The sequence below is a fragment of the Enterobacter sp. FW301-JW81 genome (genome assembly GCF_058788735.1).
The window spans coordinates 452,848-473,437 of record NZ_JBYTBA010000002.1; the positions used below are offsets into that span (position 1 = coordinate 452,848).

A 20,590-nucleotide genomic window follows, 5' to 3' on the forward strand; every position below is an offset into this window, starting at 1 on the left:
TAAGGGAGATTACGCAGGCTAAGGAGGTGGTTCCTGGTACAGCTAGCATTTATGGGTTATGTTTTTCAGCGGGGGGATAATACCCGTATTGAACGAAGCGGTATGTGATCCGATTCTAAGAATTATCCCAGCGTGAAAAAATTTCCCTGATTGACTATTTGCCGTGTGGATTACGCGTGCTTTCACCGTTGAAATTACGCATCAGCAGCGCGAACTTCAGCTCCACCTCTTCCGGAACCGGCAGCCAGACGGTATGGCCGTCACCCGGTGCCACCTCAATCATTTCGCCTTTGCCGTTTTCCAGATGCTCCAGCGTGAAGTTTATGTTGCCCTGTGGGGTCATCAGCTCCAGGCTGTCGCCTTTGGTGAACTTGTTTTTCACCGCCACAGCCGCCAGCGCGCCCTTGCGCTCGCCGGTGAAGTCACCGACAAACTGCTGGCGTTCCGAGACGGAGTAGCCGTGCTCGTAGTTCTGGCAATCGTCATGGGTGTGACGGCGCAGGAAGCCTTCGGTGTAGCCGCGGTGCGCCAGGCCTTCCAGGGTTTCCAGCAGGCTGGTATCGAACGGTTTACCGGCGGCGGCATCGTCGATAGCTTTGCGGTACACCTGCGCGGTGCGCGCGCAGTAGTAATAGGATTTGGTGCGGCCTTCGATCTTCAGAGAGTGCACGCCCATCTGGGTCAGACGCTCGACGTGGGCGATGGCGCGCAGATCTTTTGAGTTCATGATGTAAGTACCGTGCTCGTCTTCAAAGGCGGTCATGTACTCGCCCGGACGTTTGGCTTCTTCAATCATAAACACGCTGTCGGTTGGCGCGCCGATGCCCAGCGTAGGCTCAACGTTGGTCACCGGGATCGGCTCATGCTTGTGGACGATGTTGCCGATGTCATCCTCTTTGCCTTCCTGGACGTTATATTCCCAGCGGCAGGCGTTGGTGCAGGTGCCCTGGTTCGGGTCGCGCTTGTTGATATAGCCGGAGAGCAGGCAGCGGCCAGAGTAGGCCATGCACAGCGCGCCGTGAACGAAGATTTCGATTTCCATATCCGGCACCTGGGTGCGGATCTCTTCAATCTCTTCCAGGGAAAGCTCGCGGGACAGAATGACGCGGGTCAGCCCCATCTGCTTCCAGAATTTGACCGTCGCCCAGTTGACGGCGTTAGCCTGTACGGAGAGGTGAATATCCATCTCCGGGAAGTTCTCCCGAACCAGCATGATTAAACCCGGATCCGACATGATCAGCGCGTCCGGCCCCATATCCACCACCGGCTTCAGGTCACGGATGAACGTCTTCAGCTTGGCGTTGTGCGGCGCGATGTTGACCACCACGTAGAATTTTTTGCCCAGAGCATGCGCTTCGTTGATACCGAGCTGCAGGTTCTCGTGGTTGAATTCATTGTTACGCACGCGCAGCGAGTAGCGAGGCTGGCCCGCGTAGACGGCGTCGGCACCATAGGCGAAAGCGTAACGCATATTTTGCAGCGTTCCCGCCGGGGAAAGGAGTTCCGGTTTAAACATGTTTGTTCTCGTTCTGATGACAGGTCAGATCCGCGTGCACTTGGTGCAGCGGTAAGGGGAGATCCCCCACTTTAAGGGCGGGCATTGTAGCGCTGCGGGGCTGGGAGGTAAAGCGCCGGGTCGCGTCACCGCTCTCCCGGCGCGCGTCGTGCTGTCAGGTGTTGTCTTTTACCGTCTGGGCAGAACCGTTGGTTTTGACCGAGGCGATGCCCTTATCACGCGACTGTTCCGTCGCATAAAGCTGGCTGCTGCCAATGACCTGATGATTGCCCGCCTTGAGATTGAAATGGAACTTACCGTTAGAGGCCGTTTTCTTCTCATAGCGCTCGTCCAGGGGGCTGTTCGTGCGTACGGAGGCAATGCCGTTTTCGGCGGCACTTTTGCTGGTGTAAAGCTCGCTGGTCAGAACGATCTCTCCGTTTCCAGCCTTCAGCACAAACCTGAACTGACCATCACTGCTTTTACTTAATTCGAACCAACCAGACATAGGAACTCCTTGATCGAAAGTAAAATTATCAGCACCAGTTATAAGTAAGCGAACCGGTAAAAAGAGTATGGTTGATTCCTGGATGGATTCCAGAAAAGAAAAACCCGCCAGGGGCGGGTTTCAGAGGTAAACGTCACACTATCCTGCACGCATCCGCTTCCCATCGATATCCCACGCCATACACCGCGCGAATAAAAGACTGCTCGGCGTCCAGCGCCTCCAGCTTGCGGCGCAGGTTTTTGATATGGCTGTCGATGGTGCGGTCGGTCACGACGCGGTAATCGTCATACAGGCGGTTCAGCAGCTGTTCGCGGGAGAACACTTTCCCCGGCTCGTGGGAGAGTGTTTTCAGCAGGCGAAACTCGGCGGGAGTGAGGTCCAGCAGCTTGCTGCGCCAGCTTGCCTGGAAACGGCTCTCATCGACGATCAGCGGGCTTTCCGCGTCCAGCACCTGAAGTTCGCGCTGCGGTTTGCAGCGGCGCAGAATGGTTTTCACGCGGGCAACCACTTCACGCGGGCTGTAGGGTTTGCAGATGTAATCGTCCGCGCCAATTTCGAGCCCCAGCAGACGGTCAATCTCTTCAATTTTGGCGGTCACCATGACGATCGGCACGTCGGAGAAGCGACGAATTTCCCGGCACAGGGTCAGGCCGTCGGTACCGGGCAGCATCAGGTCCAGCAGGATCAGGTCCGGCGGCGTCTGGCGCACGTAGGGCAGCACCTGGTCGCCGTGGCTTATCAGTGACGGGGCATAGCTGGCCGCGCGCAAATAGTCGATAAGCAGCTGCCCAAGCTTGGGTTCGTCTTCGACAATCAAAATGCGCGGTGTGTTTTCGTCAATCGGTAGCTCAGTCATACTTCTCTCGATAAATCCCGTTCCAGCGGTAACTCTACTGTAATGCTAACTCCGCCAAAAGGCGAATGGGCGGCGCGGAGGGTGCCATTATGCGCCTCGACGATGTTAACGCAAATCGCCAGCCCCAGGCCGGAACCGCCGCTGGCGCGGTTACGGGAGCCTTCGGTGCGGTAAAACCGTTCAAACAATTTATCCAGCTGCGCATCCTGCACCCCGGGGGCGGAATCCGCGAAGGTGAGGGCGAAGCGTCCGTTTTCCTGTTTGCCGGAGATATGCAGCCCGCCGCCGCTGTCGGTATAGCGCAGGCTGTTTTCCAGCAGGTTGTTGAAGAGCTGCATCAGACGGTCCTTGTCGCCAAACACCACCGCGCTGTCCGGCAGGGAGAGGTCGATTTTCAGGTTGCGGCTGGCAAAACGTTCCCGGAAGGCGCCGCTGGCGACCTCAAGCACGTTAATCACGTCGATGGGCGCCTTCTGGTAAGCCAGCGCGCCTTCATCCGACATGGAGAGCTGGTGGAGATCGTCCACCAGCTTGGTGAGCGTGCCCACCTCCGCCTGCAGGGAAGCGACCGATTCGGGCGTAAACTGGCGCACGCCGTCCTGAATGGCCTCCAGCTCGCCGCGCAGCACCGCCAGCGGGGTGCGCAGCTCGTGGGAGATATCGGCCATAAAGTCGCGGCGCATCTGCTGGTTCTTCTCCAGCGTGCTGGCGAGCTGGTTAAAGTCCTGCGCCAGCTTGCCCAGTTCGTCCTGGCTGCGGGTATCGACGCGGGTGGTGAAATCCCCGGCGGCCAGCTTGTGCGTGCCTTCTACCAGCCGTTTTACCGGCGCGAGCAGGCCGCGCGCCAGCGGGAAGGTGGCGAGCGCGGCGAGCAGGGTGGAGAGGGCGACAATCAGCCAGCTTGTCCGGCGCTGCTGGCGGTCAAAGTTAATGTCGGTGTTGCGCGTCAGGCGCTCCACCGGAGAGGCGATAACCCAGCCGACGGTCGCGTTGTTGACCTTGATCGCGCGGCGGGTGCCGTCCGGCGGTATCGGCGCTCGCGGGCCAACCAGCGTGCGCATGTCCTGGTCGATCACCCAGAACTGGGTGCGCCAGCCGTGCGGCGGCATACCCGGGCCCGGACGATCGTCACCCGCGTCGTGCTCCAGCGAGCGCAGGATCTGGAAAACAAACCGGTCATTGTTGCGCAGAAAACGCCAGTTGCCGTGCTGGGCGTACTGTTCACTCAGCGCATCGCTCAGCCCCTGCAGGCGCTGCTCGTTGCCGTGCTTGATGTAATCAATAAACCCGCGCTCAAAGCTGATCCGCACCGCCCAGTGCATGGTAACCAGCAGAACGATACAGGTGGCAAATATCGCCACAAAGAGCTTGCCGGTAATCCCCGGACGCCAGAATTTCATGAGCCACTCCTTTTGCCGCGCCTAATCACGACGTTCTTGCTGGTATCATCCGGCACTCTGGCGAAGATGAAAGCGGGCAGGGCGATAATGACCGCCATGCTGAGATAGGTATATAAAAAGACCTGATGCGCCACCGGCGTGTCGACGCTGAGGTGGTGCTGACCGTACATGCCGAGCAGCAGGCCGGCAATTGTGACGCCCACGCTCATGGAGAGCTGCATAATCATCGACAGCAGGCTGTTGCCGCTGCTCGCCAGCTCGTCCGGCAGGTCTTTCAGCGTCAGGGTATTCATCGACGAGAAGCGCATGGAGTTAACGATCCCCTGGCAGAACAGCACTAGCGGCAGGGCGTAGTACCAGCCCATCAGCGCCACGGCCATAAACAGCAGGCTGACCAGCGCCAGCCCCAGCGTGGCGGCCACCAGCACGTGACGATAGCCAAAGCGGTTAACGACCTGCACCACGATGCGCTTCATGCCCATGCTGCCGAGCACCATAGGGATCATCATCAGGCCCGCGTGAAACGGCGAGAAGCCCATGCCAATTTGCAGGAATACGGGCGTCATAAACGGCAGCATGCCGCTGCCGACGCGTCCGGCGAAGCTGCCGAACAGGCCGAGACGGTAGGTGGGGTTGTTAAACAAACTCAGGCTGAACAGCGCCTTGTCGTTTCCTCTGGCGTGCCAGAGGTACCACAAAATGGCGGTGAGGCCGGGGGCGACAAGGATACCCAACGTCAGGGACGAAATCCCCAGCCCTTTTTGCCCGTCGAGCGCGAGGGTGAGCGTTGCCATGCCCGCCGCCAGCAGGATAAAGCCAAAGAGATCGAAGCGACGCGTCTGCATTTTGTAGTTCGGCATCAGGGTCAGCGTGGCAATCGCGCCGATGATGCCCACCGGCAGGTTAATTAAGAAAATCCAGTGCCAGGAGGCGTACTCCACCAGCACCCCGCCCAGCGCCGGGCCCAGCAGCGGCCCCACCTGGCCGGGCAGGGTCACAAAGGTCATCGCCGCCATGTACTGCTCGCGCGGGACAATCTTCATTACCGTTAACCGCCCGACGGGCACCATCATCGCCCCGCCAACGCCCTGCAGCACGCGCGCCATCACCAGCTGGTCGAGGGTATTGGCCTGGGCGCAAAACAGCGAGCCGGTGGTAAACAGCACGATGGCGGTGAAGAAGATATTCCGCACCCCGACTTTGTCGGCCAGCCAGCCGCTGGCAGGCAGCATCACGGCCACCGTCAGCACGTAGGAGACAATCACCATATGCATATGCAGCGGGCTCTCCCCGAGGCTTTTCGCCATCGAGGGGAGGGCTGTGTTGACGATGGTCGTATCCAGCGACTGCATAAAAAAGCCGAAGGCGACTATCCATAATTGCCAGCGAACGCTGCTGGGAAGCTCAGTCATTTACCCGGTCACCGTGGTTCTGTTTTTACGCGAAAAGCGCAGCCGCAGGCGGTCAAAGAACAGATAGACCACCGGCGTGGTGTATAGCGTCAGCAGCTGGCTCATCACCAGGCCGCCGACAATGGTGATCCCCAGCGGCTGGCGCAGCTCAGAGCCGTCGCCGCCCGAAATCACCAGCGGCAGCGCGCCAAACAGCGCCGCCAGGGTGGTCATCATGATCGGACGAAAACGCAGCAGGCAGGCCTGGAAGATTGCCTCTTCCGGCGACAGGTTGCCGTTGCGCTGGGCGTCCAGCGCGAAGTCGACCATCATGATGGCGTTTTTCTTCACAATACCAATTAACAGCATGATCCCGATGAGCGCGATGAGGCTGAACGGCGCGCCGAACAGCTCCAGCGCCAGCAGCGCTCCGACGCCTGCCGACGGCAACGTCGAGAGGATGGTCAGCGGATGCACGTAGCTCTCATACAGGACGGCAAGCACAATATAGACCGTGGCAATAGCGGCCAGAATCAAAATCACCTGCGAGTTCATCGTCTCCTGGAACACCTGCGCGGTGCCGGCAAAGCTGCCGCGCACGGTGGACGGCACGCCAAGCTGCGTCATCGCACGGTTGATGGCGTCGCTGGCCTCCGAAAGTGACGAACCGGCGGGCAGGTTGAAGGAGATGGTCGACGCTGCCGACAGCCCCTGATGGTTCACCGAAAGCGGCGCGTTGGCCGGTTGCCAGCTGGCAAAGTAAGAGAGCGGTATCGCCTTGCCGTCATTGTTGATCACAAACATCTTGTCCAGGGCGCTGATGTCCTGGGTATAGCGCGGGTCAACCTCCATCACCACCTTATACTGGTTCATCGGCTGATAGATGGTAGAAATCTCGCGCTGGCCGAAGGCGTTGTTCAGCAGGCTGTTGGCGGCTTCAACGTTAATGCCCAGGCGTGACATGGTTTCGCGGTCGTAGGTCAGGGCCATCTCGGCGCCGTTGTCCTGCTGATCGGAGTTCACGTCCGCCAGCTCCGGCAGGGCGGCCAGCGCTTTGCGGATCTTCGGCTCCCATTCGCGCAGGGCGGCTAAGTCATCAGAAAGCAGGGTGTACTGGTAGCTGGCGTTCGCCTGTCGCCCGCCGACGCGGATATCCTGAACGGCCATCAAAAACAGGTTAGCGCCCGGCTCTTTGGCGAGCTTCACCCGCAGGCGGTCAATCACCTGCTGCGCCGTTTCGTCGCGCTCGCCGCGCGGTTTCAGGGTAATAAACATCATCCCGCTGTTAACGCGTGACCCGCCGGTAAAGCCGGTCACGTTATCCACGGCTTTGTCTTCACGAATGATCTTCATAAAGTCCTGCAGCTTGCCGCGCATCGCCTGGAAGGAAATGCTCTGGTCCGCCTGAATACCGCCCATCAGCACGCCGGTATCCTGCTCCGGGAAGAAGGTTTTCGGGATGGTGATATACATCCAGACGTTGAGCACGATGGTGCCGATCAGCACCAGGCTGACAAGCCGGGTATGGCTCAGCACCCACTTCAGCGATTTCCCGTAGCCTTCCTGCATTGCCATCAGGAAACGGCCAAAGCCTTTACGGCGCGGCTGCGAGTGCGGCTTGCTGCGCTTGAGCATCCAGCCGCACATCATCGGCGTGAGCGTTAAGGAAATAACCAGCGAAATACCGATGGCAACCGACAGCGTGACGGCAAACTCCCGCAGCAGCCTGCCCGGCAGCCCGCCCATCAGCAGCAGCGGCAGGAACACCGCCACCAGCGACAGGCTCATCGAGAGCACCGTAAAGCCCACCTCGCGCGTGCCCTGAAGCGCGGCCTGCAGCGGCTTCACGCCGGCTTCCAGGTGGCGGGAGATGTTTTCCAGCACCACGATGGCATCATCCACCACGAAGCCCGTCGCAATCGTCAGGGCCATCAGCGACAGGTTGTTGAGGCTAAACCCGCACAGATACATGGCGGCAAAGGTACCGATCAGCGACACCGGCACGGCCACCGCCGGGATCAGCGTCGCCCGGCCGGAGCGCAGGAACAGGAACACCACCAGGATCACCAGCGCGACGGAGATAATCAGCGTTTGCTCCACCTCTTCCAGCGAGGCGCGAATGGTCGGAGAGCGATCCTGGGCAATTTGCAGGTCGATCGCTGCCGGGATGGTCTGCTGCAGCTCCGGGAGGCGGGCGCGAATGCTGTTCACCGTCTCGATAATGTTGGCTTCCGGGAGCTTGCGGATCATCAGCAAAATCGCCGGCTTGGCGTTGGTCATCCCGGCGTTGCGCACGTCCTGCACCGAGTCGGTGACGCTGGCAACGTCGCTTAAGCGCACCGCCGCGCCGTTGTTGTAGTGAATAATGAGCGGCTGATACTCCGCCGCGGTTTTCAGTTCGTCGTTGGTGTGGATCTGCCAGCGGTGGCTGTTGTCCTCAATCGCCCCCTGCGGTTTGCGCACGTTGGCGTTGCTGATGGCGGAGCGCACGTCGTCCAGCGACACGCCCTGATTGAACAGCGCCTGCGGGTTTAACCCCACGCGCACGGCGGGCAGGGAGCTCCCGCCGACGCTCACGTCACCGACGCCGTTAATTTGAGATATTGTCTGCGCCAGCTGGGTGGACGCAAAGTCGTACAGCTGCCCCTGCGAGTAGGTGTCCGAGGTCAGCGTCAGGATCATGATCGGCGCATCGGACGGGTTGGCCTTGCGGTAGGTCGGGCGGCTCGGCATCCCGCTGGGGAGCAGGCTTTGCGCGGCGTTGATGGCGGCCTGCACGTCCCGCGCCGCGCCGTTAATATCCCGGTCGAAGCTGAACTCCAGAATGATGCGCGTGCTGCCGAGCGAGCTGCTGGAGGTCATCTCGTTGACCCCCGCAATTCGCCCGAGCGAGCGCTCCAGCGGCGTGGCAACGGACGAGGCCATGGTTTCCGGTGACGCACCCGGCAGCGAGGCGCTGACCATGATCACCGGGAAATCCACCTGCGGCAGGGGCGCTACCGGCAGCAGCCGGAAGCCCAGCACGCCGCAGAGGGTAATGGCGAGCGAAATTAATATCGTCGCCACCGGGCGATAAATGAAGAGGGCGAAAAACTTCACTTATGCCTCCTCTTCACGTTTCGGGAAGCGGCTTTTGGCCCACAGCGCCAGGCGGTCAAACAGCAGATAAATTACCGGCGTGGTGAACAGCGTCAGCACCTGGCTCACCAGCAGACCGCCGACCATGCCGATACCCAGCGGACGACGCAGCTCCGCGCCGACGCCGGTGCTGAGCATCAGCGGCAGCGCGCCCAGCAGGGCCGCCAGCGTGGTCATCAGGATCGGACGAAAACGCAGCAGGCAGGCCTGGAAGATGGCATCGCGCGGCGACATGCCCTGCTCGCGCTCGGCGGCCAGGGCGAAGTCGATCATCATGATGGCGTTTTTCTTCACGATCCCGATAAGCAGGATGATGCCGATAATGGCAATGACGTCCAGCTCGCTGCCCGCCAGCATCAGCGCCAGCAGCGCCCCCACGCCCGCCGTCGGCAGGGTCGAGAGGATGGTGATCGGGTGGATAAAGCTTTCGTACAGCACGCCGAGCACGATGTACATCGCTACGACGGCAGCGACAATCAGCCAGATGGTATTGCCCAGCGCGGCCTGAAACGCCAGCGTGCTGCCCTGGAACTGGGTCTGAATATCGGACGGGAAGCTTACCGCTTTTTCAGCGGCCTGAATGGCCTCCACCGCTTCGCCGAGAGAATAATTGTCCGGCACGTTGAAGGAGATGGTGGTGGACGGGAACTGATCCAGATGGTTTATCGACAGCGGGGTGTAGCGCTCCTCCACCGTCGCGATAGCGCTCAGCGGCACAACACCGCCGTCTTTGCTGGTCAGGCGCACCGAGTCCAGCCCCGCCAGGCCCGGCGTGTTTTCCGTGTTGTGCTCCATCACCACGCGATACTGGTTCGCCTGGGTGTAGATGGTGGAGATCAGACGCTGCCCGAAGGCGTTATACAGGGCGTTATCCACGTCCGCCATGGTAATGCCCAGACGGCTGGCGGCGTCGCGGTTGACGTTCACATACGCCGCCAGGCCTTTGTCCTGCCAGTCGCTGCTGACGTCCGAGAGCTGCGGCAGGGTTTTGAGCTTATCCACCAGCTGCGGCACCCAGGTGCTGAGCGCGTCCAGCGAGGTGGCCTGCAGCGTGAACTGGTACTGCGTGCGGCTGACCTGGGTATCGATGGTCAAATCCTGAATCGGCTGCAGGTATAGCTCAACGCCCGGCACGCGGGCGACGGCGCTTTGCAGACGTTCAATCACGGCGTTGACGCGATCGTCGCGCTCATCCAGCGGCTTGAGGTTGATCTGCAGGCGCGCGCTGTTGAGCGACGGGTTAGTGCCATCCACGCCCACGTAGGAGGTGAGGCTCTCCACTGCCGGATCCTTCATGATGATTTCAGACACCTGCTGCTGGCGCTGCGCCATGTTGGCGAAGGAGACCGACTGCGGGGCCTGAAGCGTGCCCTGAATAATGCCGTTGTCCTGGATCGGGAAGAAGCCTTTCGGAATGAAAATCCACAGCATCACGCTGAGCGCCAGCGTGCCGAGCGCCACGCCGAGCGTCGCCCACGGATGGTTGAGGACTTTCGCCAGCACGCGACCGTAGGCGGCAATAATCCGCTCGAACATGCGCTCGGAGGCGCGGGAGAAGCGGTTTTGCTTGCGCAGGGATTCGTGGCTCAGCATGCGGGCACACATCATCGGCGTCAGGGTCAGCGACACCACGGCGGAGATCAAAATGGCGACGGCCAGCGTGACGGCAAACTCGCGGAAAAGACGCCCGACGATATCGCCCATAAACAGCAGCGGGATCAGCACCGCAATCAGCGAGAAGGTCAGCGAGATAATGGTAAAGCCGATCTCGCCCGCGCCTTTAAGCGCGGCCGCCAGCGGTTTTTCGCCTTTCTCGATATAGCGCGAAATGTTCTCGATAACAACGATGGCATCGTCCACCACGAACCCGGTGGCGATAGTGAGCGCCATCAGCGTCAGGTTGTTGATCGAGAAATCGAGGAACACCATGACGGCAAACGTGCCGACCAGCGAGAGAGGTACGGCGACGGCGGGAATAATGGTCGCCGGAACGTTGCGCAGGAACAGGTAAATGATCATGACCACCAGCGCAATCGCCAGCATCAGCTCAAACTGGGTATCGGTGACCGACGCGCGAATGTTGGTGGTGCGGTCAGAAAGCACCTTCACGCTGACCGATTTCGGCAGGCTTTCAATCAGCTGCGGCAGCATGGTGCGGATGCTGTCGGCGGTTTCGATGATGTTGGCGCCCGGCTGGCGCTGGACGTTCATGACGATCGCCTGCTGCCTGTTGGCCCAGGCCCCCAGCCAGCTGTTTTCCGCGCCTTGCTCCACGGTCGCCACATCGCCCAGACGCACCGGAGCGCCGTTCTGGTACGCGATAATCAGCTGGCGGTATTCATCGGCGGACTGCATCTGGTCGTTGGCGGAGAGTGTGACCGCGCGGGTCGGGCCGTCCAGCGAACCTTTCGCCGAGTTGACGTTGGCATTGCTGATGGCGCTGCGGATGGTTTCGCTGGTCAGACCCAGCGCGGCAATCGCCTGCGCGTTAAGCTTGACGCGAACGGCCGGGCGTTGTCCGCCCGCCAGCGTGACGAGACCGACGCCGGAGACCTGAGAAATCTTCTGCGCCACGCGCGTTTCGACCATGTCTTCGACCTGGGTCATCGGCATGGCGGAGGAGGTGACGGCAAGCGTCATGATCGGCGGATCCGCCGGGTTTACCTTGCTGTAGACCGGTGGGTTAGGCAGGTCCGACGGCAGCAGGTTGGTGGCGGCGTTAATCGCGGCCTGCACCTCCTGCTCGGCGACGTCCAGCGACAGTGTAAGCTGGAACTGCAGCGTCACGACGGATGCCCCGCCGGAACTCTGGGAGGACATCTGTTTTAGCCCCGACATCTGGCCGAACTGGCGCTCCAGCGGGGCGGTGATGGCGGAGGTCACTACGTCCGGGCTGGCGCCGGGATAAAGCGTCACCACCTGAATGGTTGGATAATCCACCTCAGGCAGCGCCGACACGGGCAGAAAGCGATAGCCGATAATCCCGGCGAGCAGGATCGCCACCATCAGCAGCGTGGTGGCGACAGGACGGAGGATAAACAGGCGTGACGGCCCACCTGTAGAGCCTGGCGGCATAACCTGCATCAGGAGGTCGCTCCCTGTTTCGCCGGCTCAACCACTTCCACTTTGGCCCCTTCGGTCAGACGGTCGATGCCGTCTGTCACCACGCGGTCGCCAGCGGAAAGCCCGGCGGCGATGACCACCGTCTGGCTGTCCTGAATCCCGGTTTTCACCAGATGTTTACTGACCTTATTGTCGCTGTTCAGTACCCAGACGAAGTTGCCTTCGTTACCCATCTGCAGCGCGGCGGTGGGGATCACCACCGCGTTCTCTTCGGTAGCGACCAGCATTCGCGCGTTGACGAACTGGTTCGGGAAGAGGGCATCGTCCTGGTTGTTAAAGCGCGCCTTCAGCTTGATGGTGCCGGTGGTGGTGTCGATCTGGTTATCCAGACTGAGCAGGGACCCTTCGCTCAGTTTCTGCTTGTTGGTGCGGTCCCAGGCTTCCACTACCAGGCCTTTGCCGGCTTTTTGCGCCTGCACTACCGTCGCAATGTCGCTCTCCGGTAGGGTAAAGACTAAATCAATCGGGTGGGTCTGGGTGATCACCACGATGCCCGTGGTGTCGCCGCTTGAGATCTGGTTGCCGATATCAACCTGCTTCAGGCCGACGCGGCCGTCAATCGGCGCGGTGATGCGGCTCCAGTCCAGCTGCAGCTGTGCGCTGGCGACGGCGGCTTCGTCGGCTTTGATGGTGCCCTGCGTTTCGCTGACCAGCGACTGCTGGGTGTCCAGCTCCTGACGAGAAACGAGGTTAGTTTTCACCAGCTGCTGGTAGCGCGCTAAATCGCGCCGGGCGTTGGCGAGCGTGGCTTTGTCTTTCGCGAGCTGGCCCTGCGCCTGGGCGAGAGCAACCTTAAACTGGCTTGGGTCGATTTCCGCCAGCAGATCGCCCGCTTTGACCTGCTGGCCTTCCTGGAAGTGAATAGCCATCAGCTGGCCGTCGACGCGGCTACGCACCGTCACGGTGTTGGCGGCGGTAATGGTTCCGAGACCGGTAAGGTAGCGTGGAACGGCCTTGTTCACCGCCGTCGCCGCCTGGACCGGGGCCAGCGCGCCGCCGCGCATCCCGTGACGCCCTCCACCTGCCGGGCGCTGTGGCTGGCTGTTGGCACCGGCGGGGGTGGTGGAGTTCGCGGATTGACTGTGCCAGTACCAGGCGGCGGCAAGGACCACCACAATGATGCCAGCGGCGATTGCCCAGCGGGATTTATGATTGCCTTTCATCGTTATACGTTCTCATCCTGAATACTTCGGGGAATGATACTAGTTTAGTCAGGCAACACAGCGGAAAAATGGAGGAAATATGGAAGACTGTCAGGAATGGTCTGAGTGTGGTGCTCTTTTTAGCCGGGTGGCGCTTCGCTTACCCGGCCTACAGCCGAGGGTTTTGTAGGCCGGGTAAGGCGAAGCCGCCACCCGGCGCAACGACATTAGCTAAACATCACCTGCGCCCAGCGCGCCAGGCCCGCGGTAACGGAGCCAAAGTCATCCCCACCTGCAATCGGGATCCCCGGCAGCTGTTCCGCCAGCGCTTTCTTGATCAGCGGTGAACGGGCGCTACCCCCGGTCAGGTAAATCACGTCAGGCTTCTCTTTGCCGTTCTCCAGCGCCAGCTGCACCTGTTCCAGAATACGCTGCAGCGGCTGAGCGAGCGCCGTCTCCAGCCCCTCCTGTGAAATCGCCGTGGCCAGTTCGTCGCTGATAAACGGCAAGGACACCGCATGTTCAGCGCGATCGGAGAGGGCGATTTTGCTCTCTTCCGCAGTACGCACCACGCGGTAGCTGAGGCGCTGACGCCACACTTTATACAGCAGGGCGACCTTATCGGCGTCCTGGGCATCGCGCACCAGATCGTTAAGGAAGCGGCCGTTAGCGGTGCTGTAAAAATCGCTCTGCGCCGGCACGTCGTTGATGGCGATGGCGTTCCACCATGGCAGGATCGGCAGAGCGATCCCTTTCTCCGTTTGCCCGCCCATGCCCAGCAGCGGCATCAGGCTCTTAAAGGCCAGCGCGATGTCGAGGTCGTTACCGCCTACGCGGCAGCCGCTGTGCCCCAGCAGGCTGTTTTCGCGGTCGCGACGGTTATGCCACTGCGGCCCCATCAGCAGCAGCGAGCAGTCTGTGGTGCCCCCGCCGATGTCGACCACCAGCACGCGCTTCTCTTCCGACAGCGTGGCTTCAAAGTCCAGCCCCGCCGCAACCGGCTCGTACTGGAATACCACGTCGCGGAAGCCTGCGCGGTGCGCCGCGCGCTCCAGGATCCCCTGCGCCTGCTGGTTGGCCTCATCGCCCCCCAGCCCCTGGAAGTTGATTGGTCGGCCAATCACCGCCTGGGTAATCGCCTCTGGGACCTGGGTCTGTGCCTGATTGCGGATGTGCAGCATCATCGCGCATACCAGGTCTTCAAACATCGCCACCTGCTGCGGCTTCAGGCCGCTGGCGCCGAGGAAGGACTTTGGCGACTTAACGAAGTAGACCTCTTCAGGATCTTCAATGTAGTGCCCGAGCGAAGAGAGGCCGAACTGCACGCTGGACGGCGTAACGTCGATATCTTCCTCGCGGTTGAAGCTGACAGCACGGCGCAACAGCGCCTGGGTTTCCGCCGCCGAAGCCGGAACCTGGTGGTGGCGGAACAGCCATTCGCTGACCGCTTCGCGGGTGGGCGCGCAGAGCATTGACGGCAGCAGCGTGCTCTCTTTTTCCATTTTCAGGAGCTGTGGTTGCCCGTTTTGCATAATCGCAACCGAGCAGTTTGCCGTACCGTAGTCGAATCCAATAAACACGATTGATCCCCATGCCAGTGAGAAGGGGCGAGACTTTAGCGGAATGCCCGTCCGGCGACAACAGGAATATGAAAGCAAGGCAAAACAGGACCTTTCCGTTTATGCTGTGGAGAACCTAAAAGGAGAGACGATGTACACCCTGACCTGGCTTCCCCCTTACGACTGGCAGTGGATGTTTGGCTTTCTTGGCGCGCGTGCGGTGGCGGGCGTTGAAACCGTCACGAGCGACTACTATGAGCGCAGTTTTGCCTGCGAAGGACATCAGGGGATCTTTCGCGTTACGCCGGATATCGCCACCCACACGCTGAGCGTGACGCTCAGCCCAGGGTTAATCCCGGTTGCGCAGACGTGTCTTGAGCGCATCGCGCGGCTGTTCGATCTCGCCTGCAACCCGCAGCATATAGCGGAGACGCTGGGCGACCTCGGCGCTGCCCGGCCGGGCTTGCGCTTGCCGGGGGCGATGGATGCGTACGAGCAGGGCGTTCGGGCGATTCTCGGACAGCTGGTGAGCGTGGCGATGGCGGCGAAGCTGGCCTCGCGCGTGGTGGCGCTGTGCGGTGAACCCGTGGCGGATTGCCCTGGCTATCTCTGCTTCCCCACGCCGCAGGCGCTGGCGGTAGCGGACCCGCTGGCGCTGAAAGCGCTGGGCATGCCGGTAAAGCGCGCGGAGTCGTTGATTCATCTGGCGCAGTCGGTCATCGACGGGACGTTTCCGCTTTTCCCGCCCGCGAATATTGAGGAAGGGATGAAGGCGTTACAACAGCGGCCGGGAATTGGTCGCTGGACGGCAAACTACCTGGCCCTGCGCGGCTGGCAGGCGAAAGATGTGTTTCTGCCGGATGATTATCTGATTAAGCAGCGCTTCGCCGGGATGACGCCCGCGCAAATTCGCCGCTACGCCGAACGCTGGCAGCCCTGGCGCTCTTACGCGCTGCTTCACATCTGGTATACCGACGGATGGGCGCCGTCAGTTGATGGCGAAATAGCTGGTGTTAAGAAGTAGATCCAGCGGCTGCGGCTCGGCGATGGTATCGCCAAAGATAAAATCAATGCCGATGCCGGAGAGCGTATCCATCATGATGGGCTGATTGCAGGGGCCAGCTATGGTCTTCATGCCCAGACGCTGGGCATGGCCCTGTACGATGGTGACCATCATTTCATCCATCAGATTGCCGTAAACGTTGGTCACCACTTCCGCGTCCAGCATCAGATAGTCGGCCATATTGGCGCTCAGGTGGCTAAAGACGTTCATGTCGCGGCCCACCTGGCTGAAAATGATGCGACAGCCCGCCTGGCGAAGCTTTTGCAGACCCCGCTGCAGGTTCTTATCCGGGCTGCACACCACGTCGGCTGAGATAACCAGATGCAGGAGACGGCCCGGAATCGGGCTTTTATCCAGCAGGTCGAGAAGTTCATCGACCAGCGTCACGCTGGCTAAACCGGCCTCAGAAAGGGGAAGCGCGATACCCATACCTTTACTGGCGATCTGTGCCGCAAAGGCGCGGAAAAACTCGCTAAAGATACGTCTGTCGAGGGCGTGAAAAAGCTCAGGCTCCGCCAGGCCCGAGCGGAAAGCGTGCTCTTCCTGAACTTCGCCCTGGCTGGTCCACAGGCGTAATGAAATCAGCCAGAAATTACTGCTTTCCGGAATGCGCGGGGAGGCGACGCTGCGGGCAATCATCATCAGGTGATTGTCTTTAATCATGTGCCACTGCTCGTCAAGCGACATCATGCTGCGCGTGCTGCGGTCCCGCTCCTGCTGGGGTTCGTAAACCGTCACCATGCCGCGCCCGCCGTTTTTCGAGGCATAACAGGCAATGTCCGCCTGCGACATGATCTCCGACGCCTGATGGTTGTTTTCATCTATCAGCGTGATCCCGGCGCTGGCACCTATCCGGTGCAGACGGCCTTCCCACATAAAGTGGTAGTCATTGATGGTCTGGATCAGGCGGTTGGCGATATAGCGTGCGCTTTCAATATTGCAGTCCGGCAACAGTAACCCGAATTCGTCTCCGCCCAGGCGCGCCAGCACGTCGCTGGAGCGAAGCATGGTCAGCATTAAGGAAGAGAGTTCCCGCAGCAGCGCATCGCCGGCGGCATGGCCTGCCGTATCGTTGACGGCCTTAAAGCGATCGAGGTCGATAAAGACCAGGGCGTGACGCTGGCGCGTTTCGCGAACGGTCTGCAGGAGCCGCTTGAGATGGCTTTCGAAGCTGACCCGGTTGGCGAGGTGGGTCAGGGCATCGTGGGAGGCGCTGTAGCTCAGCTGGCGCAGCATTTTGCGCGACTCGGTGACGTCCTGAATTACGATAACGGAGCCAATACTCTGCCCATCCAGCGTGCTGAGCGGCGTAATGCTGTAGTGAATATCGAAGTTTCCGCCGGTGCGGCAGTTCAGGACCACGTCCTGATCGATATCGGAACGGGACATATCGCCGCTGTGAATATTCTCCATCAGCGGCCCTTTTTCACCGAAGGTGATGTGTAACACCGTCAGGACCGGCTGTCCAATTGCCTCGGTCTGCAGCCAGCCGCTCATTTTCTCGGCGACCGGGTTCATAAAGGTGACATTCATGTTGATATCGGTACACAGCACCGCTTCACCGATAGAGTCGAGGGTAATGTGCAGACGCTCTTTTTCCTGGAAGAGGGCCTCGTTGAGCTGCTTCACCTCGGTCATGTCCATGTTGATCCCGAGCAGACGCTCAACTTCACCCTGCTTATTCAGCACCCGGTTCGCCAGGGAGCGAATATGGCGCACGCCTTCCTTCACGCGGATGCGGAACTCCAGCTTAAACGGCAGGCGGGAAATCAGAGAGTCCCGCAGGACCTGCTCCGCGTGGGCGCGATCTTCCGGCAGCATCGTTTCATGCCAGAGCTGCCAGGTGGGCTTGATGTGCGGCGGAATTTCATACAGCTCAAACATCCGCTTATCCCAGCTAATAACGTCTGGCTCCAGATCCCACTCCCAGATGCCGATGCCGCCCGCTTCGTTAGCAAGCGTAATGCGCTCCATCAGGCGCTTATTGACCCACTCGGTCTGCTTCAGGTCGTTAATATCTTCAATCTGGGCGATAAAATAGAGCGGCGAGCCGTCGGCATGACGCACCACGGAGACGGCCAGCAGCGCCCAGACCACTTCTCCGTTGCGGGTGTAATAGCGCTTCTCAAGGGTGTAGGTATTGATCTCGCCGTTGACCAGCTGTTCAAGCTGTTCCAGGTCGGTATGGAGATCTTCCGGCCAGGTGAGCTGCTGGAAGGTCAGTGCCTGGAGCTCCGTCTGGCTGTAGCCGAGGAAATTGCACAGCGCCTTGTTGGCCTGAAGCCAGTTGCCCTCAATGCTGACCAGCGCCATGCCGATGGCGGAATACTCCATCGCATTACGAAAACGCTCTTCGCTTTCGGTGATGTGTTTGCGCTCGGCGCGGAAGGCATACATCACCATGGTCATTACGTTGGCCGGCAGGAGCAGCATCAGGAACGGCAGCCACGGTGCGTTCATCATCGGCCCGGCGTGCTGGGTTGTTAGCGCCACCGGGTTACGAGCAATCATCAGCGACACGACCATCACGGTGACCAGAAACACCAGGAAGGCCTCCATCCGCGGCAGGCGCACGGCGCTCCACATCAGCAGAACGATAACGCAGGTAAAGGGCCACGGCAGCCAGGTGATGGCTGCCCAGCTAAGCACTAACGTGACGGCAAGCGTAGTTAGCGTTTCCAGCAGCAGTCTCGGGTCACGGTGGCGCAGCAGATAATGCGGTTTAAACAGCAGTCCCAATGGCACCACCGCCAGCGCGCCAATGGCTTCTGACAGCACCCAGACGAAGAAATTACGCAGCGGCTCAGGGCCGGGCGCCACCAGAGTAACGAGAATGCCGCCCACCAGCGGCGGGACCAGCGCGCTGCCGATGGCTACGCGGATCCAGTCATTCAGATTCTGCAGCGGGTTGTACCACGGAAGTAATTTGCGCAGGAACACCGCGCCGATAACGGCCTCAATCACGTTGATTGAAGGGTAGATGAGGCTTACCGATCCCCACGAAAACAGCATCCACGAGGCCATAATATTGCCGAAAGAACAGGCCAGGGCAATGCCCGGCCACATTTTTCCGGCATGGCGGTAAAACGCCACCATCATAATGGCGGTGGGAAACCAGAGCGGGGCCAGCAGCGTGCCGAAGCGGGTGAGTTCCAGCGAAAATAAGGTAAAGATAAAGGTGACCAGGCCCAGACAGACAAGTCGTAATAAAGGATGTGGGGTGGTAACCAAAACCCGCTGGTATTGTTTATTCATTACCGCTTTATCCAGAGACGCCATGCCGTCAGGGAAGATGTTCGAACGCGTGAATTTGATAATTTGGTTTATGCTAGTACAAACAATTTACAATTCATATGGCGACTGCTCAGAATTTGACACCATAGACTTATTAAATAGTTACTCCGCGAGAAAAAAAGGGTAAACGCTGAAAAAACGTTCATTTAAATTTCACTCAGGGAGTAATGCGCCACTTTTCGGCCAGTCTCGCAGAACCTGTGCATTCGACTGGTATCACGCCCGCGAAATCCCTATAATTGCCGCGTTTGACGCTCCGGCGTCGTCCTTCCTTAACATCCAGGTTAATCAGGTCGCTAAATTTATGACTGATAAGTCTCATCAGTGCGTCATTATAGGCATCGCCGGCGCATCGGCTTCAGGTAAAAGTCTAATTGCCAGTACGCTTTATCGCGAACTGCGTGAACAAGTAGGTGATGAGCATATCGGCGTCATTCCCGAAGACAGCTATTACAAAGATCAATCCCATCTGTCGATGGAAGAGCGCGTCAAAACCAACTATGACCACCCCAATGCGATGGATCACAGCTTGCTGTTCCAGCATTTAGAAGCGCTTAAGAGCGGCCAGGCGATTGAGCTGCCCGTTTACAGCTACGTAGAACACACCCGCACCCAGGAAACCATCCGCATCGAGCCGAAAAAGGTCATTATCCTTGAAGGTATCCTGCTGCTGACCGATGCCCGTCTGCGCGAGTCCATGAACTTCTCGATTTTCGTCGATACCCCGCTGGATATCTGCCTGATGCGCCGCATCAAGCGTGACGTTAATGAACGCGGCCGTTCGATGGACTCCGTCATGGCGCAGTACCAGAAAACGGTCCGCCCGATGTTCCTGCAGTTTATTGAGCCCTCCAAACAATACGCCGATATCATCGTGCCGCGCGGCGGCAAAAACCGCATCGCCATTGATATCTTAAAAGCGAAAATCAGCCAGTTTTTTGAATAAGCCGCGTGAATTGTGTACCGTTCAGAGATAACCTGGTTTTACCCTGAGCGCTTATCGCCTCAGGGTACGATGCATGAAAGGAGAAAGTGCCGTGCGTCTTTGCGATCGCGATATTGAAGCCTGGCTGGATGAAGGCCGTTTGTCTATTACCCCGCGTCCACCCGTGGAGCGTATCAATGGGGTGACCGTTGATGTACGGTTGGGTAATAAATTCCGCACCTTTAGCGGCCATACTGCACCGTTTATTGACCTTAGCGGGCCGAAGGACGAAGTCAGCGCCGCGCTCGATCGCGTGATGAGTGATGAAATCGTTATCGACGAAGGCGACGCTTTTTATCTGCATCCGGGTGAACTGGCGCTGGCGGTGACGTATGAATCCGTCACTCTGCCTTCGGACCTGGTCGGCTGGCTTGATGGCCGTTCTTCGCTGGCGCGACTGGGGCTGATGGTTCACGTAACCGCGCACCGTATCGATCCAGGCTGGTCGGGGCGTATCGTACTGGAATTCTTCAATGCCGGTAAACTGCCTCTGGCGCTGCGTCCCGGCATGATGATCGGTGCGTTAAGCTTTGAGCCGCTGTCAGGCCCGGCAGACAGGCCTTATAACCGCCGGCAGGACGCAAAATATCGCGACCAGCAGGGTGCGGTTGCAAGCCGTATTGATAAAGACTGATC

General features: G+C 59.7%; 13 protein-coding genes. 3 read left to right on the plus strand and 10 right to left on the minus strand.

Annotated features, from left to right (window positions below; translation table 11 throughout):
• Window positions 1-154 precede the first annotated feature (154 nt).
• The 9 genes from trhP to yegD form a co-directional block, all read right to left on the minus strand.
• Window positions 155-1,516: a prephenate-dependent tRNA uridine(34) hydroxylase TrhP gene (trhP, locus tag AC3WOK_RS09045; RefSeq protein WP_492354360.1), complete on the minus strand. Its 1,362-nt coding sequence runs from the start codon at window positions 1,514-1,516 to the stop codon at window positions 155-157.
• Window positions 1,517-1,670: 154 nt separating this feature from the next.
• Window positions 1,671-2,003: a YegP family protein gene (locus tag AC3WOK_RS09050; RefSeq protein WP_047346508.1), complete on the minus strand. Its 333-nt coding sequence runs from the start codon at window positions 2,001-2,003 to the stop codon at window positions 1,671-1,673.
• A gap of 133 nt (window positions 2,004-2,136) precedes the next feature.
• Window positions 2,137-2,859: an envelope stress response regulator BaeR gene (gene baeR, locus AC3WOK_RS09055; protein WP_047346507.1), complete on the minus strand. Its 723-nt coding sequence runs from the start codon at window positions 2,857-2,859 to the stop codon at window positions 2,137-2,139.
• Window positions 2,856-4,259: an envelope stress sensor histidine kinase BaeS gene (gene baeS, locus AC3WOK_RS09060; protein ID WP_492354361.1), complete on the minus strand. Its 1,404-nt coding sequence runs from the start codon at window positions 4,257-4,259 to the stop codon at window positions 2,856-2,858. The genes baeR and baeS overlap by 4 nt, the downstream gene beginning before the upstream one ends.
• Window positions 4,256-5,671, minus strand: coding sequence for an MFS transporter (locus AC3WOK_RS09065; RefSeq protein ID WP_492354362.1), 1,416 nt, complete (start codon window positions 5,669-5,671; stop codon window positions 4,256-4,258). Before AC3WOK_RS09065 ends, baeS begins: the two co-directional genes overlap by 4 nt.
• The gene (gene mdtC / locus AC3WOK_RS09070; RefSeq protein ID WP_492354363.1) at window positions 5,672-8,749 is read right to left on the minus strand and encodes a multidrug efflux RND transporter permease subunit MdtC; all 3,078 of its coding nucleotides are present in this window, start codon (window positions 8,747-8,749) and stop codon (window positions 5,672-5,674) included.
• The gene (locus AC3WOK_RS09075; protein ID WP_492354364.1) at window positions 8,750-11,872 is read right to left on the minus strand and encodes an MdtB/MuxB family multidrug efflux RND transporter permease subunit; all 3,123 of its coding nucleotides are present in this window, start codon (window positions 11,870-11,872) and stop codon (window positions 8,750-8,752) included.
• A complete protein-coding gene (locus tag AC3WOK_RS09080) occupies window positions 11,872-13,074 on the minus strand; it encodes an MdtA/MuxA family multidrug efflux RND transporter periplasmic adaptor subunit (RefSeq protein WP_063957643.1) in 1,203 nt (400 codons plus the stop codon). Before AC3WOK_RS09080 ends, AC3WOK_RS09075 begins: the two co-directional genes overlap by 1 nt.
• 206 nt (window positions 13,075-13,280) lie before the next feature.
• The gene (yegD, locus tag AC3WOK_RS09085) at window positions 13,281-14,633 is read right to left on the minus strand and encodes a molecular chaperone (protein WP_492354365.1); all 1,353 of its coding nucleotides are present in this window, start codon (window positions 14,631-14,633) and stop codon (window positions 13,281-13,283) included.
• Between the two features lie 130 nt (window positions 14,634-14,763).
• Between yegD and alkA the strand changes: the two genes are divergently transcribed.
• Window positions 14,764-15,636 (plus strand): DNA-3-methyladenine glycosylase 2, encoded by an 873-nt coding sequence (gene alkA, locus AC3WOK_RS09090; protein WP_492354366.1) that lies wholly within the window; start codon window positions 14,764-14,766, stop codon window positions 15,634-15,636.
• On the opposite strand, the gene AC3WOK_RS09095 is transcribed toward alkA, so the two are convergent.
• A complete protein-coding gene (locus AC3WOK_RS09095; RefSeq protein ID WP_492354367.1) occupies window positions 15,601-18,930 on the minus strand; it encodes a diguanylate cyclase in 3,330 nt (1,109 codons plus the stop codon). The two genes, alkA and AC3WOK_RS09095, sit on opposite strands and share 36 nt — an antisense overlap.
• A gap of 343 nt (window positions 18,931-19,273) precedes the next feature.
• Here AC3WOK_RS09095 and udk point away from each other — a divergent pair, with 343 nt between their 5' ends.
• Window positions 19,274-19,915 carry a uridine kinase gene (gene udk, locus AC3WOK_RS09100; RefSeq protein WP_008500855.1) on the plus strand — a complete coding sequence of 214 codons (642 nt, stop codon included), beginning with the start codon at window positions 19,274-19,276 and terminating at the stop codon, window positions 19,913-19,915.
• A gap of 91 nt (window positions 19,916-20,006) precedes the next feature.
• Complete coding sequence (gene dcd, locus AC3WOK_RS09105) at window positions 20,007-20,588, plus strand: dCTP deaminase (protein ID WP_047346799.1); 582 nt, start codon at window positions 20,007-20,009, stop codon at window positions 20,586-20,588.
• Window positions 20,589-20,590: the final 2 nt, after the last annotated feature.

Excerpts from the sequence above, each read along its gene's own strand:
- udk (WP_008500855.1), top strand. The coding sequence starts at position 19,274 with ATGACTGATAAGTCTCATCAGTGCGTCATTATAGGCATCGCCGGCGCA.
- baeS (WP_492354361.1), bottom strand. The coding sequence starts at position 4,259 with ATGAAATTCTGGCGTCCGGGGATTACCGGCAAGCTCTTTGTGGCGATA.
- trhP (WP_492354360.1), bottom strand. The coding sequence starts at position 1,516 with ATGTTTAAACCGGAACTCCTTTCCCCGGCGGGAACGCTGCAAAATATG.
- AC3WOK_RS09095 (WP_492354367.1), bottom strand. The coding sequence starts at position 18,930 with ATGAATAAACAATACCAGCGGGTTTTGGTTACCACCCCACATCCTTTA.
- AC3WOK_RS09050 (WP_047346508.1), bottom strand. The coding sequence starts at position 2,003 with ATGTCTGGTTGGTTCGAATTAAGTAAAAGCAGTGATGGTCAGTTCAGG.
- AC3WOK_RS09065 (WP_492354362.1), bottom strand. The coding sequence starts at position 5,671 with ATGACTGAGCTTCCCAGCAGCGTTCGCTGGCAATTATGGATAGTCGCC.
- AC3WOK_RS09075 (WP_492354364.1), bottom strand. The coding sequence starts at position 11,872 with ATGCAGGTTATGCCGCCAGGCTCTACAGGTGGGCCGTCACGCCTGTTT.
- AC3WOK_RS09080 (WP_063957643.1), bottom strand. The coding sequence starts at position 13,074 with ATGAAAGGCAATCATAAATCCCGCTGGGCAATCGCCGCTGGCATCATT.
- alkA (WP_492354366.1), top strand. The coding sequence starts at position 14,764 with ATGTACACCCTGACCTGGCTTCCCCCTTACGACTGGCAGTGGATGTTT.
- baeR (WP_047346507.1), bottom strand. The coding sequence starts at position 2,859 with ATGACTGAGCTACCGATTGACGAAAACACACCGCGCATTTTGATTGTC.